Below are 19,970 nucleotides of genomic sequence, written 5' to 3'. Positions count from 1 at the left end.
GCATCAATGAGCTTGATGTATCAAGTTGCTTGGGCCAATGAAACTGATGCTGTCGTCAATGAAACTGAGGGTGAACATTCGCAGGATGTGCCTGAAACTGACCAAAATTCATCGTATATCACGCCAAAGACCTATGATTTTTTAGATCAAATTCCACGTTGGATTGATGCAACACCGACCTTCTTACCTGAACAATCAGATCACCCCATTGTTCCGACAACAGAACAAACGGAAAATAATAGCTGGACCGATCGACAACAGAAGAAAGTCCGAAATTGGGCAGATCGAACGGCCGTTCGCATGGATAATTGGTTTGGGCAAAGTGAGCCTGATAAACCAGCCAATGCTACCCTTAGGGTGATTTTAGACAACAGTTGGAATAAGCACGATGAATACGAAATTAAGCCACGTATTCGCGGTAAAATTAAGCTTCCCACTTTAGAAAAAAAATTGAGTGTGGTCTTTGGTGATGACTCACTTGATAATGAATTAGAAAATAATGCTGCAATTACCAATGAAAACCCTGCGGGGCGTAGTGATAAAAATTATGACAATAAGCAAACCCGTGAAGATAACAGTTCACTGGCTTTACGTTGGTCAGAAATTTCAGATCGACTGCCCTTCGAAACTGACGTTGATCTCGGTTTACGTTCTGATGATGACCTATATGTCCGCTTAAAAGCAGCTAAAAAATGGCAACTCGACAATGACTTTCGTTTTTTAGCAGAACAGATTTATCGCTATGGCATCGACAGTGAAAATTATCTAAGAACCAATTTAGAATTAACCCATGCCCGCCCAGGCCAACCCTTTATCTCGAACCAATTCAACCTGACCTATGCCGATACGCAGGATGATGATTTGAAATGGGATAACTTCAGTTTTCGCCAACACCAATTTTTTAAAGGCAACCGCTTCAGCTATGGCCTATATACAGGTGGTTTTTACAATAACGATCAACTGCGTTTAAACAGTTGGGGGCCATCTGTGTCATGGCGCCAACCCTTCCTGCGCGAATGGTTTTATATCCAAGGCGATCTCAATTACCACAATAACCATCGTGATGATAAAAGCCACTTTTTGGGCGCTTTAGTGCGTCTTGAAGCCCTGTTTTAAAACCTCTTTAAACACAGCATATAAAAAAGCCCATCTCAACAGGATGGGCTTTTTTAAATAACTCAGGTTCAGTTTTTCTTAATCACACTCACACGATCATTACGTGCAATACGCGACTGCTTTTCAGCGACTTTTTTCACTTTAGGAAAGCTGTACTGAGCACGATCATTTCGTATCACACGGCGGCTATCGACAAAAGGGTTGATATCGTATTGTGCGATCTGCTTTGAAACCTGCACTCGGTCATTACGCACCATTTTTTGCGTAGCGCTATCTGCCTGAGCAGATTGCATGAGGCCCATAGAGAGCAGCGAACCCATTACAGCGATCACTAAAGTTTTCATCTTACAATTCCCAATATTCAATGATCGCTATTATAGATTAATTATTTATTTTTAATTTATTTTAAAGATTAAAACATGGACGTTTTTATTTATGCCCTCTATCGAAAAACCAAATAAAAAAACCTCCCGAAGGAGGTTCATTTCATATCACGGTTACTTCAGCAATAAGCTGTTAATCCGTTTGATATATTGGGCTGGATCTTCGGGTAAACCACCTTCAGCAATCAACGCCTGATCAAAAATAACATTCGCCAAATCATCAAACTGCGCCGAGCTTTCTAATTTTTGCACCAAAGGATGGGATGGATTGATTTCCAAGACTGGTTTTGACTCTGGAACCGCTTGTCCTGCTTGTTTTAGCATGCGAACCAACTGAGGTGATAACTCACCTTCAGCCACCACCAAACATGCAGGAGAATCAACTAAGCGTGTGGTTACGCGAACCTCTGAAGTTTTATCTTTGAGCGATGCTGACAATTTTTCAACCACCGGTTTAAATTGTTCCGCTGCGGCTTCAAGTGCTTTTTTCTCTTCAGCATCTTGCAAGTCACCTAAATCAACCGCACCTTTAGCGACGTTTTGCAATGGTGTGCCATCAAATTCAAATACAAATTCCATCGCCCACTCATCTACACGTTCAGTCATGAGCAACACATCGATGCCTTTTTTCTTGAACAATTCAAGTTGCGGAGAGTTTTTCGCTGCATTCAAACTATCAGCCGTAACATAATAAATGGCTTTTTGGCCTTCTTTCATATTGGCTTTATAGTCCGCCAATGACGTCACGACTTCATCGTTGCTGGCAGTAGCAAAACGTAATAATTTTAAAATACGCTCTCGGTTTGCCATATCTTCGCCCAGTCCTTCTTTCAAGACTGAACCAAATTCTGCATAGAAGGTTTTAAATTTTTCTTGATCTGCAGCATCTTCCGATTTTGCCAAAGCATCAAGTACGGTCAAAATACGACGGGCGTTACCTTCGCGAATCGTTTTCACGTCGCGGCTTTCTTGCAATAATTCACGGCTCACATTCAGCGGCAAGTCTGCGCTATCCACCACACCTTGAACAAAACGTAAATAATTTGGAATCAAATTATCAGCATCATCCATGATGAATACACGTTTCACATAAAGTTTAATCCCTGCTTTGGCTTCACGTGTAAAAATATTACTTGGCGCACGAGATGGAATATAAAGTAACTGCGTATATTCCGTACTTCCCTCGACACGGTTATGTGCCCATGCGAGCGGCGCCTCAAAATCATGGCTCAGGTTTTTATAGAACTCAGTATATTGTTCATCACTGATTTCATTTTTGTTCCGTGTCCATAAAGCGCTTGCAGAATTAATCGCTTCCCATTCATCGGTTTTTACATATTGACCCGGTTTAGCTTCTTCGCCTTCGGCTGCTTCTTCTTGCTGCCAAATTTCTTTTTGCATCTCGATAGGCAAGCTAATGTGGTCTGAATATTTATTAATTATCTGCTTCACTTTTGCAGATTCTAAATAGTCCAACGCATCCTCGCGTAAATGCAAAATGATGTCGGTTCCACGTGAAGCCTTATCAATTGGCTCTACATCAAACTCACCTGTACCATTACTAACCCAACGTACCCCTTCAGCGGCATTTACCCCAGCACGACGTGATTCCACTGTAATTTTTTCAGCAACAATAAAACCTGAATAGAAGCCCACACCAAATTGACCAATCAATTGTGCATCTGACTTTTGATCACCCGTAAGCTTCGACATAAAATCTTTAGTGCCAGACTTAGCAATCGTACCCAAATGATCAATCGCTTCTTGTTGTGTCATACCAATACCATTATCCGAAATGGTAATTGTCTTCTGCTCTTTATTTAAATGAATACGCACATGTAAATCTGGATCATTTTCATAATATTCAGGATGGTTAATCCCTTCAAAACGTAATTTATCACAGGCATCAGATGCGTTTGATACCAACTCACGAAGGAAAATTTCAGGATTTGAATATAAAGAATGTGTTACTAAATGCAGTAACTGAGCCACTTCCGCTTGGAAGCTGTGTTTTTGAGATTGTTGTTCGCTCATCAGTCTCTCCGTTCATACTGAGTAAAATTATCAATTGCCTATATGAATGGAGGGACTTCACTATTTTTCAATAGTGTGAATGGAAAATTTTTATTCTATCGCACTAAATTTTAAGGTTTAAAAAGGTCCTTGTTTATAAACGCGGTCCATGTAGAGATCCAGTTTTTGCTGCCGCATTTTATATACATCACTTAAACAACTGACATTGTCACGGCACTGATCGCGTAGTTGTAGCCATTTTATTTGTTGATCTTGAATTGCACCACGTGTCCCCATGGGAACCAAATGACGAATAATCGTATAGGTTGTTGCCATTTTGACATCGGCATCATTAATACTACGGTTATCACAAACCGCATGTTCGGTAATGGTTTTCGCCTTTGTACAGTCAAAACTTGCGGCATAACTTGTCGAAGTAAGATGAGCAATGCCCAAGACCAGCATACCCTGCATAATTTTTTTCATCGTCTTTTCTCTTCATCCAACTTGCTGATTTATTTTGACTCTAACAGTTCCACCTTAATTTTCTATTGCCTATTTGTTCAATTCGATCAACTGATGAATGGAATATGCTGCATAAAAAACCCTGCCATTAGGCAGGGTTTTAAGATCAGCTACAGCTTAGAATTTGTAGCTATAACCAATTGTATACACCATAGGATCGATATCTAAATCAAAAGTTTCGACAACTGTTTGAACTTCAGGCTGGATTTGAGCATAACGTGCATCAAAGAATACGCCCCAGTTTTTAGCATCAGCTGGTTGGTAGTTAAAACCAACTTGGCCAGCAAAACCATAAGACTCTTTCACTTTAACCTTTGTGCCTTCTAGCACACCTGAACCATCTTCATCCCAAGCAACAAATGCTGTACCACCCACACCAATGTAAGGTGTAAAGCCAGTTGAATTTTTAAAGTTATATTTCGCAGTAATTGTTGGTGGAAGATGTTTCAATTTAACACCAGCAACTTTTGAACCCGCAGCTGTTACATCCACATCATGACTAATTGGTGTAGCTAATAGTAATTCAGCTGAAATGTTGTCATTAAAGAAATATTCTACAGACGGTGTAAATGCAAACTCATGATCTGCTTTTACATTTAAAGCACCATTAGCAATATCAGTATCTGCAGTTGGAGCAATTACAGAACCACCAACTTTAACCTGCCATTGACCAGCCATCGCTGAAGCAGACATACCCAATAATGCAATAAGAGCAGCTTGTTTTAACATTTTAAAGCAACCTTCTAGAATGAATAATTAATATTAAACATTAGTATTAAAATTATGCAATAACATTATTTAATAATTTATTACATTATTATATAAGTTATTATTAATTAAATATATTTATTTTAATCATAGTGCAATGCTTGGTTTTATATTTTCACCGTTATAATTAATTTATTATTCATAATATACCAACCTTTTTAATCAGAATTAATAAAATGAATTATTTTAATCCAACCAAAATCCTCAGGATTAAATAACAAAAAAGGCGATTATATAATCGCCTTTTTTATTTATCTTTGAAAATTTTTTAGAGTACCATTGCGGCAATCCAACCAAAGATCATTAATGGAATATTGTAGTGAATGAAGGTCGGGACCACACTGTCTTTCATGTGGTCATGCTGACCATCCATATTAAGGCCTGATGTTGGGCCTAAAGTTGAGTCTGATGCCGGAGAACCTGCATCTCCTAAAGCTGCTGCTGTACCAATAATGGCAATCGTTGCCGCTGGGCTAAAACCAAATTGAATACAAAGTGGTACATAAATAATGGCCAAAATTGGGATTGTTGAGAATGAAGAACCAATACCTAAGGTAATTAATAGCCCTATCAATAGCATCCAAAATGCAGCTAAACCTCGGCTGTTTCCAATCCATTCAACCGAAGCTTGTACCAGTATTGGTACTTGATTCGTAGCCTCAATCACAGATGCAAAGCCCTGCGCAGAAATCATAATGAAACCAACCAGTGCCATCATGCGCATACCACTGATAATGACATCATCGGCTTCTTTCCACTTAAAAATACCTGCACAGCTTAAGATCGCAACACCAACCAGACCCGCCAAAATCATCGACTCAGATATGACTTGAACAGAAAGCGTAGCAACCACTGCAACCGCAGCCATAATCAAAGTAAATTTAGCGACTTGTGGTTTACCATTTTCATCTGCTTTTACATCAGATGAGATGGTGTGCTGTGATTCCTTAACCTGAACGTCAGCATACTCTCGTGGTTTACGGTAGCTATAAAAAACAGCAATTAATAAGCCAACAAACATCCCAAATACTGGAATTGCCATAGCAGTTGGAATTTGATCATAGCTGATGTTGAAACCGTATGGCTTACCAAAGGTATTGATGTTTTGACCTAAAATATCATTAAGGAAAATAGCACCAAAACCAAAAGGTACCAGCATATAAGTCGCCACAAGACCAAAAGTCAGAACACAAGCAATCAAACGACGGTCAAGTTTTAAATGATTAAATACGCTGAGTAATGGTGGAATTAATACTGGAATAAACGCAATGTGCACTGGAATCACGTTTTGTGAACATACGGCGGCTAAAGCTATAGTAGCGAAAATTACGTATTTCACGCGATTCTGGGCTTTCACATTACTGTTACCTTTGAGTTTAGTAATGAGTTGATAAGCCAGTAAATCTGGCAAACCTGAACGCGCAAGTGCCAAAGCAAATGCCCCCAACACGCCATAAGCAAGTGCGATTTGAGCACCGTTGCCTAAGCCACTATTAAACGCTTCGATGGTGCCATGAATACCAAGACCAGCTAACAAGCCACCTGTTACTGCACCAATGATCAGCGCAAATACAACAGGCACGCGTGCCAGCGACAGTCCAAACATGACTGTAATTGCGGCAAGAATAGCAAACATAAGAAAAAAGGGAGTCTGACAAAAAACCGTATTTTATCAGAATTTGCTCGCTATTTAGCCCCCTATCGATGAAACTGCCACTGTTGAACGATTTACTTAAAGCTGCTGTGATTGCGCAAATTGAGCGATGTAACTTGCAATTTTTTCGGGTTGGCTCAGCACGGCCCAATGATTTGCATTGACTTCAACCACGGATAAATTTTCCACCCATTTTGGCAATTCTTTAATATATTCTGGACTGACAAAAGTATCATATTTTAATACGATGGCTTGCACAGGACATATAGCATGACGTTGTCTTGGCTGCGTTAAACGAGGAGTAAAATTAGCACGGTAAAGCGCGATACCATATTTACCGTCATGTTGAATATTATGATTTAACGGCAATTGTTGAGTTCGTTCTAAATCATTAACAATTTTCCCCCATCGCTCTGCATTCAAAAAATGCCAAGCGGCAGGTGCAAGAAATGGTAATTGGAATACTCCGATATACCATGACTTGCTCAACAATTTGAGTAATTTTTTTTGCTGATGTTTAAAGTTATCTCTTAATAAAAATGCAGCATGGTCTAAGCATGGCCCAGATATGGTTGAATAAGACAAAATTCGCGATCTAAACTTTGCTTCTGTGACCGACTCCCAAGATTGAATTGAACCCCAGTCATGCGCAGCTAAGTGAAAACTACGCTCGCCTAATACCGCTTGCGTCACACTATCCAAATCAAGTGAAAGTTGTTCTAAACGGTAATCTCGTACTTTACGGGGCACAGAGGACTGCCCTGCACCTCGCATGTCATAGGTCACAATATAAAATTCAGAACCAAGATGCTCAATAACCGGTTCCCATACTTCCTGATTATCAGGATAACCATGAACCAAAACCAATGCCGGCTTAGTTTCATCACCCCATGTCTTCACATAAAGCCGTTGTTGATCTGTGGTATTCACCCATTGCGTATTTAGTGGTTGCATTCTTCTTGTCCTTTTATCGATTCCATCGAATTGACGTTTTATTTGTGAACATAGGCAATGTGATCAATGCCACAGTTTTGAAACTCATTTAGTATGCAAAGTTCAGCATAAAAAAAAATTGACCCAGTATGAGCTTAATCCAGAAAATAATGACAATGCCTATTGTCTCTAAATTCTTACTCAATCATTATGCCCCTTATAAAGGTGCTGGCATTTCGATTGATAAAATTGATCTCGCCAATTATCACATTCGCGTCAAAATGCCATTAACTCGTAAAAATCAAAATATCGTCGGTGTACATTTTGGCGGGAGTCTTTATTCAATGGTTGACCCATTTTATATGTTGATTTTGATGCATCACCTGGGCTCACGTTATATCGTGTGGGACAAAGCCGCAAATATCCAATTTTTATCCCCCGGACGTGGAACGGTATACGCTGACATCCAGCTCGACCCAAATGAAATCAACCATATTAAAAACTTAGCAGATAACCACGCGCCTGTTCTACGGAACTATAGCTTAAATATTTTTGATGAAGCAGGCTTACGTATCGCTGAAGTTCAAAAAACTCTATACATTCGTCGCAAGCAACCCCGTCCACGCAAATAAAAAAGGCGCTTATCTTTAAGCGCCTTTTCATTCAAATTTATCGGATTAGATTAGCGATTTTGCTCAATTGCAGCACCTGCACCACCACCGATTGCACCGCCAATAGCAGCACCGGTGTTACCACCAAAGATACTTTTACCGACTGCAGAACCAATCGCACCACCTACACCACTATATGTGGCATTTCGGTTTGAACCGTTTTGAGTTTTACTGCCGACAGCTGCACCAGCACCCCCACCAACGGCTGCACCTACACCACCACCAACGTTGTTACCCACACCACCACCAATGGCACCACCTAAAGCTGCGGCACCAATACGTTGTTCATTTGGCGACATGCTTTCACAACCAGCAAGCATTAGGGTCGAAATCATCGCGACTGCGCATACGCTCATTACTTTTTTCATTGTGATGTTCCTTGTCTTCTTCAATACCTATGATTCTAAAACCATTGTATGAAACAATTAAATATAGCTTGTTACGGCTTGGAGCATAAATGCTGCATTTTGTAAAAAACGACGCCTAATCGCTCACAAATCACTCAGGATTTTCATCCAAAATCATCAAATCTTTTGTGGTTTCACCATTTTCAGTCAGCACAGCATGAGAGAGTTTGGCTTTGCTTTCTGGATCTGTTGCCTGATCTAGTTTTAGCGTGCGTTTAATCGGGTCTTGCCCTTTCTTAAACTCTACACCTTCTGCATCAATATTGGTGTTTTGACGAATAATCTGACCGTCCTGCTTCACCGTAGTCTTGGTTTCAATTTTAGAGGTCGGGACGATGACACCACCACGCTGTAGTACAGGAATCGATAATTTCTTTTCAGAAAAATCACCTTGGTGATCAGAAAGTTCAATTTCACGTGCCACGATATCCTGACCTTTATTGGTCATTTCTAACACTGTTGCAGTCACTTGGCGTACAGGTTCTTGACCTGCAACACGGCGAATCACTTCTGTTTTTAGTACTGGAACTACAGCTTTATCTTCTACCACAATCGAATTGGGCATAGGTGCAGCAATCGCTGTCAATGAGCTGAATAATGCAGAAACTGCGAATAATTGCTGTGCGAATTTCATCAAAAGACCCCGTTATGTTTAAGTTTAAAAATCAAGAGATTTGTTATGTTCTATTTTTACTATAGGAAATAAATCAACATTAGGAAAGCTTTAATTTTCAATTCATCCGCATAAAAAAAGCCACCCAAAGGTGGCTTTTTTTAATAATTTAAGGGCTAATTAAAGACCGTTAAATTCATCGCTAAATGCTTGGCTTAATGCTTGATCTACATCAGAGAAATCATTGTGAAGCTCAAGCTCTGCAGCTTCAGACTCCTGACGACGACGTTCTAAGTGGTAAGCCAAACCTGTACCCGCTGGGATCAGACGACCTACAACTACGTTTTCTTTCAGACCACGTAATTCATCTTCTTTACCTGTTACAGCAGCTTCAGTTAACACACGAGTTGTTTCCTGGAACGATGCAGCAGAAATGAACGAGTCAGTAGAAAGCGACGCTTTGGTAATACCCATCAATTGACGTTCAAACTTCGCTGGAAACTTGTTCTGAGCTGCCACAGCTTGGTTTTCTTGAACAACGCGGATGTATTCCACTTGCTCGCCTTTGATGAAGCTTGTATCACCACCGTCAGTGATTTCAACTTTACGAAGCATTTGACGTACGATCACTTCAATATGCTTGTCGTTGATTTTTACACCTTGCAGACGGTATACGTCCTGAACTTCGTTCACGATGTAGTTTGTCAGTGCAACTTCGCCTTTCAAACGTAAGATGTCGTGTGGGTTTTGCGGACCATCAGAAATGGTTTCACCACGGTTCACATGCTCGCCTTCGAACACGTTAATCGTACGCCATTTCGGAATTAGCTCTTCGTAAATCTCAGAGCCATCATCCGGAGTAATCACAAGACGGTTCTTACCTTTGGTCTCTTTACCGAAGCTTACGATACCTGAAATTTCAGCAAGGATCGCGTGTTCTTTCGGTTTACGTGCTTCGAACAAGTCAGCTACGCGTGGAAGACCACCGGTAATATCACGAGTACGTGAAGATTCTTGTGGTACACGACCAATTACGTCACCGACACCAATTGTTTCGCCATCACGAACAGTCAGAATCGTATTTTGTGGCAAGAAGTAGAACTGTTCGCCACCATCAGTTGTATCCAATACAACCGCTGGACGCATATCTTTACCTGACGCAGGACGTGAAGTCACTGGTAAGATTTCGATTGTAGTCATACCTGTTGCATCATCAGTTTTCGATGTCACAGTTACGCCATCAGCGATTTGGCTGAAACGCACTTTACCTGCAACTTCGGTAACAAGTGGATGTGTATGCGGATCCCAAGTCGCTACGATACCGCCAGCTTCCACAGCTTCGCCATCTTTAATGATGATTGAAGCACCGTATGGAATTTTGTAACGTTCGCGTTCACGACCGATGTCATCTGCGATACCGATTTCACCTGAACGTGAAGTTGATACCAAGTGACCTTTAGCGTGTTGTACTGTTTTCACATTGTGGAAACGTACTGTACCTTTGTTACGAACTTGTACGCTGTTAGCAGCAGAAGTTCGGCTCGCAGCACCACCTACGTGGAACGTACGCATTGTTAATTGTGTACCTGGCTCACCAATTGATTGAGCAGCCATTACACCCACAGATTCACCTGGATTCACCAAGTGACCGCGAGCAAGGTCACGACCGTAACATTTCGCACATACACCGAAAGTAGATTCACAGTTTACAACTGAACGTACTTTCACTTCATCGACACCTTGCTCTTCTAAGTAGTTTGCAAGTTTTTCGTCGATTAAAGTATTACGTGGAAGAATCACATCATCCGAACCTGGTTTCTTCGCATCTTCAGCAAGTACACGACCCAATACTCGAGTACCTAAGTTCTCGATGACATCGCCACCTTGAATGAACGGAGTCATTACAAGACCGTCGAAAGTACCACAATCTGGCTCAGTAATTACCAAGTCTTGTGCAACGTCAACCAAACGACGAGTCAAGTAACCTGAGTTCGCAGTTTTCAATGCAGTATCGGCCAAACCTTTACGTGCACCGTGTGTTGAAATGAAGTACTGAAGTACAGTCAAACCTTCACGGAAGTTTGCTTTAATTGGTGTTTCAATGATCGAACCATCTGGTTTCGCCATCAAACCACGCATACCCGCTAACTGACGAATCTGAGCTGCCGAACCACGGGCACCTGAGTCAGACATCATATAGATCGAGTTGAATGATTTTTGTTTCTCGTCTTCACCCTGTTTGTTTTTAACAGTAGTGAAAGATAAGTTGTCCATCATCGCTTTCGCTACTTGGTCGTTTGTACGCGCCCAAATATCGACAACTTTGTTATAACGTTCGCCGGCAGTTACGAAACCTTGTTCAAATTGTTGTTCAATTTCGCGAACTTCAACTTCAGCTTTTTCGATAATTGCTTGTTTTTGTGGCGGAATCAACATGTCTTCCATACCAACAGACACACCTGAGTGAGTCGCTTGACGGAAGCCCAAGTACATCAATTGGTCAGCGAAGATAACAGTATCTTTTAGACCTAATTTACGGTAGCAAGAGTTGATCAATTTAGAGATGTTCTTTTTAGTCATCTCAACGTTGATTTGTTGGAAATCCATACCTTCAGGTACAACTTCCCAAAGTAAACAACGACCTGGAGTTGTGTCTACAACAATGGTTTGTTGTTCACGGTTACCATTTTCGTCAATGACAGTTTGGTGTACACGTGCTTTTACGCGAGCGTGTAAATCAACTTGACCTGTTGCAAGTGCACGGTTTACTTCGTCAGTATCCGCAAACACCATGCCTTCACCTTTGGCATTGATCGCATCACGAGTGATGTAGTACAAGCCTAAGACAACGTCCTGAGAAGGTACGATGATTGGCTCACCGTTCGCAGGAGAAAGAATGTTGTTTGTTGACATCATTAACGCACGAGCTTCTAACTGAGCTTCAAGTGTTAATGGTACGTGTACCGCCATTTGGTCACCGTCGAAGTCGGCGTTAAATGCCGCACAAACTAACGGATGAAGACGGATTGCTTTACCTTCAATCAGGGTTGGTTCAAATGCTTGAAGACCCAAACGGTGAAGTGTAGGCGCACGGTTCAACATCACTGGATGTTGACGAATTACGTGAGCAAGTACATCCCAAACTTCTGGAGTTTCACGCTCAACCATTTTTTTCGCAGCTTTAATGGTTGTCGCTTGGCCAGACGCTTGTAGTTTCGCGAAAATGAATGGTTTGAATAATTCAAGCGCCATTTTTTTCGGAAGACCACATTGGTGCAGACGTAAAGTCGGACCTACAGTAATTACCGAACGACCAGAGTAATCGACACGTTTACCCAATAAGTTTTGACGGAAACGACCTTGTTTACCTTTGATCATGTCTGCCAAAGATTTAAGAGGACGTTTGTTCGAACCGGTAATTGCGCGACCACGACGACCGTTATCAAGCAATGCATCTACAGACTCTTGTAACATACGTTTTTCGTTACGTACGATAATGTCTGGTGCTGCAAGGTCTAGAAGACGTTTTAAACGGTTGTTACGGTTGATTACACGACGGTAAAGATCGTTCAAGTCAGAAGTCGCAAAACGACCACCTTCTAGAGGAACCAACGGACGAAGATCAGGTGGAAGTACTGGAAGTACATTCATCACCATCCATTCTGGCTTGTTGTTCGACTCTTTGAACGCTTCCATCAATTTCAGACGTTTAGAGGCTTTTTTAAGCTTCGTTTCTGAAGTTGTATTTGGAATTTCTTCACGAAGACGTGAAATTTCAGCTTCAAGATCGATGTCTTTCAACAAATCTTGAACTGCTTCTGCACCCATTTTCGCAGTGAATTCATCACCATGTTCTTCTAAAGCCGTGAAGTATTCTTCATCGTTTAGAAGTTGGTATTTCTCAAGTGGAGTCATACCTGGGTCAGTTACAACGTATGATTCGAAATACAATACACGTTCGATATCACGTAAAGTCATGTCTAAAAGCAGACCGATACGGCTAGGAAGTGATTTTAAGAACCAAATATGCGCAACTGGAGAAGCAAGGTCAATATGACCCATACGCTCACGACGTACTTTTGCAGTTGTTACTTCAACGCCACATTTTTCACAAATGACGCCTTTGTATTTCATACGCTTGTATTTACCACACAAGCATTCGTAATCTTTTACTGGACCAAAGATTTTGGCACAGAATAAACCATCACGTTCAGGTTTGAACGTACGGTAGTTAATGGTTTCAGGCTTTTTAACTTCACCATGAGACCACGACTTAATCATTTCTGGTGACGCAAGACCAATACGGATGCGATCAAACTCTACAGGAGCATGACCGTCTGAATCCGTCTTTTTGCGCATGATATCGAGCAAGTCTTTCAATTTTTTTCTCCGTGTGTTGTGGAGATTTTCACTTCACAACTGGGTCACAAATATTGTTTTTTAACTGAGAAATCCCCCTTGCTCCTCTTGATTAAAGAGGTGAGAAGCACTGCTTCGCAAGGGAGATTCAATGGAGCTAATTAGTCACCATTTTTCAGTTCAATGTTGATACCTAAAGAACGGATCTCTTTGGTCAATACGTTGAACGATTCAGGCATACCTGGGTCCATGTAATGGTTACCATCTACAATGTTCTTATAGATACGGGTACGACCTTCAACGTCATCCGACTTCACAGTAAGCATTTCTTGAAGTGTGTATGCTGCACCGTAAGCTTCGAGTGCCCATACTTCCATCTCACCGAAACGCTGACCACCGAATTGTGCTTTACCACCAAGCGGCTGTTGAGTTACTAGAGAGTAAGAACCAGTAGAACGCGCATGCATCTTGTCGTCAACCAAGTGGTTCAGTTTCAACATGTACATGTAACCTACAGTTACTGGACGGTCAAAACGTTCACCTGTACGACCATCATACAATACTGTTTGACCAGTACGTGAAATGCCACCAAGTTCTAACAATTCTTTAATTTGTGATTCTTCAGCACCATCAAATACTGGTGTTGCTAAAGGAACACCTTTACGCAAGTTACCTGAAAGCACCAAGATTTCTTCATCAGTCAAGCTATCAAGATCTTCTTGTTCGCCACCAACTTTGTTGTAAATCTTGTCTAAGAAATCACGAAGCTCAAGTACAGTACGTTGCTCTTTCATCATCTTGTCGATTTGATCGCCAAGACCTTTAGCTGCCATACCTAAGTGAGTTTCAAGAATCTGACCCACGTTCATACGTGATGGTACACCCAGTGGGTTAAGTACAACATCAACTGGAACACCGTTTGCATCGTGTGGCATGTCTTCTACAGGCAAGATGTTTGATACAACACCTTTGTTACCGTGACGACCCGCCATTTTATCACCCGGTTGGATGCGACGTTTTACAGCCAAGTAAACTTTAACAACTTTCAATACGCCAGTTGTTAGTTCATCACCTGTAGAAAGTTTGCGTTTTTTCTCTGCAAATTTTTCGTCAATTTCAAGGCTCTTCTCTTTCAAGAACACTTGAATTTGAGTTAAACGCTCAGCAATCGCTTCGTCAACTGGTTGGATTTCAATAAGATCAACCAACTCAAGACCAGACAATAACTCTTCAGTTAATTTGTCACCGCGTTTAGTTGTACCGCCACCGTTAGATTCTTGACCTTTCAATAGACGAACAATACGTTCACGAGCCGCTTCTTCGAAGATTTTGTATTCTTCTTTCAAGTCTTTACGGTAAGCATCAAGTTGTGCTTTCTCAATTGCTTGAGCACGTTCGTCTTTTTCAAGACCGTCACGTGTAAATACTTGAACGTCAATTACAGTACCTTTCACAGATGAAGATACACGTAATGAAGAGTCTTTTACGTCAGCCGCTTTTTCACCGAAGATTGCGCGAAGCAATTTTTCTTCCGGAGTTAACTGAGTTTCACCTTTAGGCGTTACTTTACCTACAAGAATGTCACCAGCAGTTACTTCAGCACCGATATAAACGATACCTGATTCATCCAATTTAGAAAGTGCAGCTTCACCCACGTTCGGGATATCCGCTGTAATTTCTTCAGCACCCAATTTGGTATCACGTGCAACACATGAAAGCTCTTGGATGTGTATAGACGTTAAACGATCTTCTTGAAGTACACGCTCTGATAGTAAGATCGAGTCTTCGTAGTTGTAACCGTTCCAAGTCATGAACGCTACACGCATGTTTTGACCCAATGCCAATTCACCGCCATCTGTTGATGGACCATCAGCAAGAACGTCACCACGTGCAACTTTATCACCTAAACGTACAACAACGTTTTGGTTGATACATGTATTTTGGTTCGAACGTGTGTATTTGATCAGGTTGTAGATATCTACACCTGCTTCGCCTGCCACCATCTCTTCTTCGTTTACACGAATAACGACACGAGAAGCATCAACGAATTCAATACGACCACCACGTTTCGCAAGTACACACACACCCGAGTCATGCGCTACGTTTGCTTCCATACCTGTACCAACAAGCGGTTTGTCAGCACGTAATGTAGGAACAGCCTGACGCTGCATGTTTGAACCCATCAATGCACGGTTGGCATCATCGTGTTCAAGGAACGGAATAAGTGATGCCGCTACAGATACCACCTGCTGAGCAGATACATCCATATGCGTTACTTTTTCTGGTGGAATACGTACGAATTCACCTTGGTGACGTACAGATACGAATTCTTCAGTTAAGTTACCGTCTTTATCGATACCAGAATCGGCCTGTGCAATCACAGTACCTACTTCTTCAATCGCAGAAAGGTATTCAACATCATCCGTTACACGACCATCAACAACTTTACGGTATGGAGTTTCCAAGAAACCGAAGCTGTTACATTTAGCGTATACAGACAATGAGTTAATCAAACCAATGTTTGGACCTTCAGGAGTCTCAATTGGACATACACGACCGTAGTGAGTTTGATGTACGTCACGTACTTCGAAGCCCGCACGCTCACGAGTCAAACCACCTGGGCCCAATGCTGATACACGACGTTTGTGTGTAATTTCAGACAACGGGTTGTTTTGGTCCATGAACTGAGACAACTGGCTTGAACCAAAGAATTCTTTGATTGCAGCAGCAACTGGTTTCGCATTGATTAAATCTTGCGGAGACAAGTTATCAGTTTCAGCTTGAGATAAACGTTCTTTAACAGCACGTTCAACACGAACTAGACCAACACGGAATTGGTTTTCTGTCATTTCACCAACAGAACGAACACGACGGTTACCCAAGTGATCGATATCGTCGACTTCACCTTTACCGTTACGGATTTCAACTAATGTTTTCAATACATCAGTGATGTCTTCGTTTGAAAGAATACCTTCAACTTCACGAGACTTCTGATCCGTACCCACTTCGTAAGGACGACCCAAACGACGGTTGAACTTCATACGACCTACTGGTGATAAGTCATAACGTTCAGAAGAGAAGAACAAGTTATTGAATAAGTTTTCAGCAGCTTCTTTTGTTGGTGGCTCACCCGGACGCATCACTTTGTAGATTTCTACAAGTGCTTCTTCACGACCAGTTGTAGTATCTGCACGTAAAGAGTCCGCAATGAATGGACCACGGTCGATGTCATTGGTATAAAGTACGTTGAATTGCTTAACGCCGCCCTCAGCCAATTTCACCATAATTTCATGGCTAAGTACGGTATTTGCCGCAACAACTTCGCCATCACGTAACGTTACATCTTCAGCAACGATACGTTCATATAGGTATTCATCAGGAACAGAAAGTTTTTCAAGACCTGCTGCTTCCATTTGACGAACATGGCGCGCGTTAATACGTTTACCTTGTTCAACAATTGTTTTACCGTCTGTACCCACGATATCAAACTGTGCCATTTCGCCACGTAGACGTTCTGGAACCAAGTCAATTTGATAGCTACCCATATCAAGATATACAGGTACTTTTTCGTAGAACATGTCTAGGATTTGTTCGTTATTATAACCCAAGGCACGAAGCACAACAGTCGCAAGTAATTTACGACGACGGTCAATACGAACATATACAAGATCTTTTGCATCGAATTCAAAGTCTAACCATGAACCACGGTAAGGAATGATACGAGCAGAATAAAGAACTTTACCGCTAGAGTGAGTTTTGCCTTTATCGTGATCAAAGAATACACCTGGTGAACGGTGTAATTGAGATACGATTACACGCTCAGTACCATTGATCACAAAGGTACCGTTGTCTGTCATAAGTGGCATTTCACCCATGTAGACTTCTTGCTCACGCACATCTTTGATTGTTTTAGTTTCGCGATCTTTAATGATCAGACGAATTTTTACACGCATTGGCGCCGCATAAGTTGAGCCACGAAGAATACATTCGCGCACATCAAATTCAGGCTTACCAAGACTATACTCAACAAATTCTAAAGCAGCATTGCCAGAATAACTTTCAATAGGAAAAACTGAACGAAATGCGGCTTGGAGACCGATATCTTCGCGGTTTTTTGGAGTTTTGCCGTCTTGAAGGAAAGTTCGGTACGAGTCGACTTGAATCGCGAGCAAGTACGGAACATCCATTACCTTGGGCAATTTACCAAAATTCTTACGGATCCGTTTCTTTTCGGTATATGAGTATGCCATCTGGAGTCCTCGGAAAGTAAACTAAGTCCGCCTGCAGAACGAACTTAGAAGGAATTACGCAGGCCGATATGGCCACCACTTTCACAAATGCTGCAATTTTTAGTGGTATTAAAACGCTTAACAATATTTTTTACTGAAAAATATTGGTAAGCGTTTGGTTTTATAAATTATTTTTAATTTGTATGATTTTTATATCATGCAAACAAAAATCGAGCCGATTATTGTAACGCAAAAAGGCTGATGACCCAAGGGCCACCAGCCATTTTTTGGAGCCGATTATAAAAAAATCGACTCCCCTTAAGATTACTTAAGTGTAACTGTAGCACCAGCTTCTTCAAGTTTTTTCTTAAGTTCTTCGCCTTCTTCTTTAGAAACGCCTTCTTTAAGAACTGAAGGAGCGCTTTCAACAAGATCTTTAGCTTCTTTAAGACCAAGGCCAGTAGCTTCACGAACTGCTTTAATTACAGCAACTTTGTTAGCACCGAAAGAAGTCAACTCAACGTTGAATTCTGATTGTTCTTCAGCAGCAGCACCAGCAGCGCCAGGAGCAGCAGCAACTGCTACAGCAGCAGCAGATACGTTGAATTTTTCTTCGAAAGCAGAAATAAGTTCAACAAGTTCAAGAACAGTTTTTTCAGCAACTGCGTTTAAGATTTCTTCGTTTGTTAAAGCCATGAGAGTAACTCCAAATGGGTATTGAATGGTGTGTAAATTGATTTAAGCTTAAGCAGCTTCTGACTCGTTTTTCTCTTTGAGCGCAGTAATAAGGCGACCCAATTTCGAAATAGGAGCTTGAAGAACGTTTGCAAGCATAGTAAGCGCTTTCTCTTGGTTTGGAAGGTTCGCGATAACGCTAACTTCAGCACCTTGATAAACTTTACCGTCAAATGCAGCAGCTTTAAGTTCAAATGCTTTATTAGTTTTAGCAAATTCTTCGAACAAACGAGCAGCTGCGCCCATGTCGTCTTCAGAAGTTGAGAAAGCTAAGATTGTTGGGCCAACAAGGTTGTCGCTCAAGATATTGAATTGAGTATCTTGAAGAGCACGTTTAGCCAAAGTGTTACGAACTACACGAGTAGCAACACCTAGTTTACGAGCTTCAACACGTAGAGCAGTTAATTGCTCAACAGTTAAACCTTGATAGTCAGCAACAACAGCAGCATACGCAGTAGAAGCAACTTCAGTTACTTCAGCTACGATCTGTTTTTTGCCTTCGATAAGAAGAGCCATTGTAAAACCTCCTAACGGTGATTTATGCACCTATACAGATGCACTCCCAATTCGTTAGCTCATCACTGAACCAACACGCGGAGGAGGAACAAATCACACCACCGCGTCTACTCAGGCTGGGCTATTAAGAAGAAAGCATAAAACTCCCCTCGCCTGAGGTCTTTGACGCTGATAAATCTAAATTTATCAATTCAAAGTTTGCCTGAGGGGCGATCAGCAAAGCATGCTTTGCCGACCCGCAAGATGAGAAGCTGTGCTTCGAATGAAGCTTAATTTCTATCTTGCGTAAAAATCAAAGCAGCGCTTTGTTTTTTACTCAGGGCTTTAAAATTCTGTAATAAGTCGAAACTTATTTAGAAACGTTTGCCACATCAACAACAAGACCAGGACCCATAGTAGAGCTTAGAGTGATCTTTTGGATGTAAACACCTTTAGAAGTAGCAGGTTTTGCTTTCTTAAGGTCTGCTACAAGAGCTTCAACGTTTGAACGAACAGCTTCAGCAGTGAAACCTACTTGACCGATCGCAGCGTGGATGATACCTGCTTTGTCTACACGGTAACGTGCTTGACCAGCTTTCGCATTTTTAACAGCAGAAGCTACGTCAGGAGTTACAGTACCCACTTTAGGGTTTGGCATTAAGCCACGTGGACCAAGAATCGTACCTAACTTACCAACAACGCGCATTGCATCCGGAGCTGCAATTACTACGTCAAAGTCAAGGTTACCCGCCTGGATGCTTTCAGCAAGATCATCAAAACCAACAACGTCCGCACCTTCAGCTTTAGCAGCTTCAGCAGCAGCGCCTTGAGCAAACACAGCTACACGTACAGTTTTACCAGTACCTGCAGGAAGTGTAGTCGCGCCACGAACAACTTGGTCAGATTTACGAGGATCAACACCTAGGTTTACAGCAACATCCAAAGATTCTTTGAATTTTACTGCTGGAAGGCCGTTAAGAACTGCAACTGCTTCTTCCAAAGTGTAAACTTTGTTAGCTTCAACAGCAGCAACAATGGCTTTTTGACGTTTAGTTAATTTAGCCATGTC

The 19,970-nt window shown here is 41.5% G+C and carries 15 protein-coding genes; 2 read left to right on the top strand and 13 right to left on the bottom strand.

The features are described 5' to 3' along the window. Window positions 1-6: 6 nt before the first annotated feature. Complete coding sequence (locus FTT77_RS02890) at window positions 7-1,116, top strand: hypothetical protein (protein WP_257224693.1); 1,110 nt, start codon at window positions 7-9, stop codon at window positions 1,114-1,116. A gap of 68 nt (window positions 1,117-1,184) precedes the next feature. Here the strand turns inward: FTT77_RS02890 and FTT77_RS02885 are convergent, their stop codons facing one another. The 6 genes from FTT77_RS02885 to FTT77_RS02860 form a co-directional block, all read right to left on the bottom strand. Beyond that, on the bottom strand, window positions 1,185-1,460 hold the full coding sequence (locus tag FTT77_RS02885) for a hypothetical protein (RefSeq protein ID WP_180089637.1): 276 nt from the start codon (window positions 1,458-1,460) through the stop codon (window positions 1,185-1,187). 153 nt (window positions 1,461-1,613) lie between these two features. Then, entirely contained in the window at window positions 1,614-3,533 is a 1,920-nt protein-coding gene (gene htpG / locus FTT77_RS02880; protein WP_180108814.1) for a molecular chaperone HtpG, read from the bottom strand. A 117-nt stretch (window positions 3,534-3,650) separates the two neighbouring features. Continuing rightward, a complete protein-coding gene (locus tag FTT77_RS02875; RefSeq protein ID WP_180054262.1) occupies window positions 3,651-3,998 on the bottom strand; it encodes a lysozyme inhibitor LprI family protein in 348 nt (115 codons plus the stop codon). A 156-nt stretch (window positions 3,999-4,154) separates the two neighbouring features. After that, entirely contained in the window at window positions 4,155-4,766 is a 612-nt protein-coding gene (locus FTT77_RS02870; RefSeq protein WP_180108815.1) for an OmpW family protein, read from the bottom strand. Between the two features lie 307 nt (window positions 4,767-5,073). Further along, entirely contained in the window at window positions 5,074-6,441 is a 1,368-nt protein-coding gene (locus FTT77_RS02865) for a Na+/H+ antiporter family protein (protein ID WP_180007047.1), read from the bottom strand. Between the two features lie 96 nt (window positions 6,442-6,537). Then, a complete protein-coding gene (locus FTT77_RS02860) occupies window positions 6,538-7,413 on the bottom strand; it encodes an alpha/beta fold hydrolase (protein ID WP_180108816.1) in 876 nt (291 codons plus the stop codon). Window positions 7,414-7,541: 128 nt separating this feature from the next. On the opposite strand from FTT77_RS02860, the gene FTT77_RS02855 reads away from it, so the two are divergent. Then, window positions 7,542-8,024, top strand: a complete 483-nt coding sequence (locus FTT77_RS02855) for a DUF4442 domain-containing protein (protein WP_180007043.1) — start codon at window positions 7,542-7,544, stop codon at window positions 8,022-8,024. 50 nt (window positions 8,025-8,074) lie between these two features. Here FTT77_RS02855 and FTT77_RS02850 read toward each other — a convergent pair whose 3' ends face one another. The 7 genes from FTT77_RS02850 to rplA all read right to left on the bottom strand — a co-directional run bounded on the left by FTT77_RS02850 (window position 8,075) and on the right by rplA (window position 19,967). Next, window positions 8,075-8,431: a DNA transfer protein p32 gene (locus tag FTT77_RS02850; protein ID WP_180007041.1), complete on the bottom strand. Its 357-nt coding sequence runs from the start codon at window positions 8,429-8,431 to the stop codon at window positions 8,075-8,077. Between the two features lie 130 nt (window positions 8,432-8,561). Further along, on the bottom strand, window positions 8,562-9,104 hold the full coding sequence (locus FTT77_RS02845) for a hypothetical protein (RefSeq protein ID WP_180007039.1): 543 nt from the start codon (window positions 9,102-9,104) through the stop codon (window positions 8,562-8,564). Window positions 9,105-9,263: 159 nt separating this feature from the next. Continuing rightward, complete coding sequence (gene rpoC / locus FTT77_RS02840) at window positions 9,264-13,463, bottom strand: DNA-directed RNA polymerase subunit beta' (RefSeq protein WP_180007037.1); 4,200 nt, start codon at window positions 13,461-13,463, stop codon at window positions 9,264-9,266. Between the two features lie 140 nt (window positions 13,464-13,603). Beyond that, a complete protein-coding gene (rpoB, locus tag FTT77_RS02835) occupies window positions 13,604-17,692 on the bottom strand; it encodes a DNA-directed RNA polymerase subunit beta (RefSeq protein ID WP_180007035.1) in 4,089 nt (1,362 codons plus the stop codon). A gap of 303 nt (window positions 17,693-17,995) precedes the next feature. Further along, complete coding sequence (rplL, locus tag FTT77_RS02830; protein WP_078189828.1) at window positions 17,996-18,367, bottom strand: 50S ribosomal protein L7/L12; 372 nt, start codon at window positions 18,365-18,367, stop codon at window positions 17,996-17,998. 48 nt (window positions 18,368-18,415) lie between these two features. Next, window positions 18,416-18,922 (bottom strand): 50S ribosomal protein L10, encoded by a 507-nt coding sequence (gene rplJ / locus FTT77_RS02825; protein WP_111885844.1) that lies wholly within the window; start codon window positions 18,920-18,922, stop codon window positions 18,416-18,418. Between the two features lie 349 nt (window positions 18,923-19,271). Beyond that, window positions 19,272-19,967: a 50S ribosomal protein L1 gene (rplA, locus tag FTT77_RS02820; RefSeq protein ID WP_078189830.1), complete on the bottom strand. Its 696-nt coding sequence runs from the start codon at window positions 19,965-19,967 to the stop codon at window positions 19,272-19,274. Window positions 19,968-19,970 lie beyond the last annotated feature (3 nt).

The sequence above is a fragment of the Acinetobacter sp. YH01010 genome (assembly GCF_013420775.1).
GTDB classification, from domain to species: Bacteria; Pseudomonadota; Gammaproteobacteria; order Pseudomonadales; family Moraxellaceae; genus Acinetobacter; species Acinetobacter amyesii.
Note: the sequence above shows the minus strand (reverse complement) of the source record. Positions and strands in the feature narration are given on the sequence as shown.

Coding starts and splice junctions, on each gene's coding strand:
- FTT77_RS02860 (WP_180108816.1), bottom strand. CDS start 7,413: ATGCAACCACTAAATACGCAATGGGTGAATACCACAGATCAACAACGG.
- FTT77_RS02870 (WP_180108815.1), bottom strand. CDS start 4,766: ATGTTAAAACAAGCTGCTCTTATTGCATTATTGGGTATGTCTGCTTCA.
- FTT77_RS02855 (WP_180007043.1), top strand. CDS start 7,542: ATGAGCTTAATCCAGAAAATAATGACAATGCCTATTGTCTCTAAATTC.
- rplL (WP_078189828.1), bottom strand. CDS start 18,367: ATGGCTTTAACAAACGAAGAAATCTTAAACGCAGTTGCTGAAAAAACT.
- rplA (WP_078189830.1), bottom strand. CDS start 19,967: ATGGCTAAATTAACTAAACGTCAAAAAGCCATTGTTGCTGCTGTTGAA.
- FTT77_RS02875 (WP_180054262.1), bottom strand. CDS start 3,998: ATGAAAAAAATTATGCAGGGTATGCTGGTCTTGGGCATTGCTCATCTT.
- FTT77_RS02885 (WP_180089637.1), bottom strand. CDS start 1,460: ATGAAAACTTTAGTGATCGCTGTAATGGGTTCGCTGCTCTCTATGGGC.
- FTT77_RS02890 (WP_257224693.1), top strand. CDS start 7: ATGAGCTTGATGTATCAAGTTGCTTGGGCCAATGAAACTGATGCTGTC.
- FTT77_RS02850 (WP_180007041.1), bottom strand. CDS start 8,431: ATGAAAAAAGTAATGAGCGTATGCGCAGTCGCGATGATTTCGACCCTA.
- rpoB (WP_180007035.1), bottom strand. CDS start 17,692: ATGGCATACTCATATACCGAAAAGAAACGGATCCGTAAGAATTTTGGT.
- rplJ (WP_111885844.1), bottom strand. CDS start 18,922: ATGGCTCTTCTTATCGAAGGCAAAAAACAGATCGTAGCTGAAGTAACT.
- htpG (WP_180108814.1), bottom strand. CDS start 3,533: ATGAGCGAACAACAATCTCAAAAACACAGCTTCCAAGCGGAAGTGGCT.
- FTT77_RS02845 (WP_180007039.1), bottom strand. CDS start 9,104: ATGAAATTCGCACAGCAATTATTCGCAGTTTCTGCATTATTCAGCTCA.
- FTT77_RS02865 (WP_180007047.1), bottom strand. CDS start 6,441: ATGTTTGCTATTCTTGCCGCAATTACAGTCATGTTTGGACTGTCGCTG.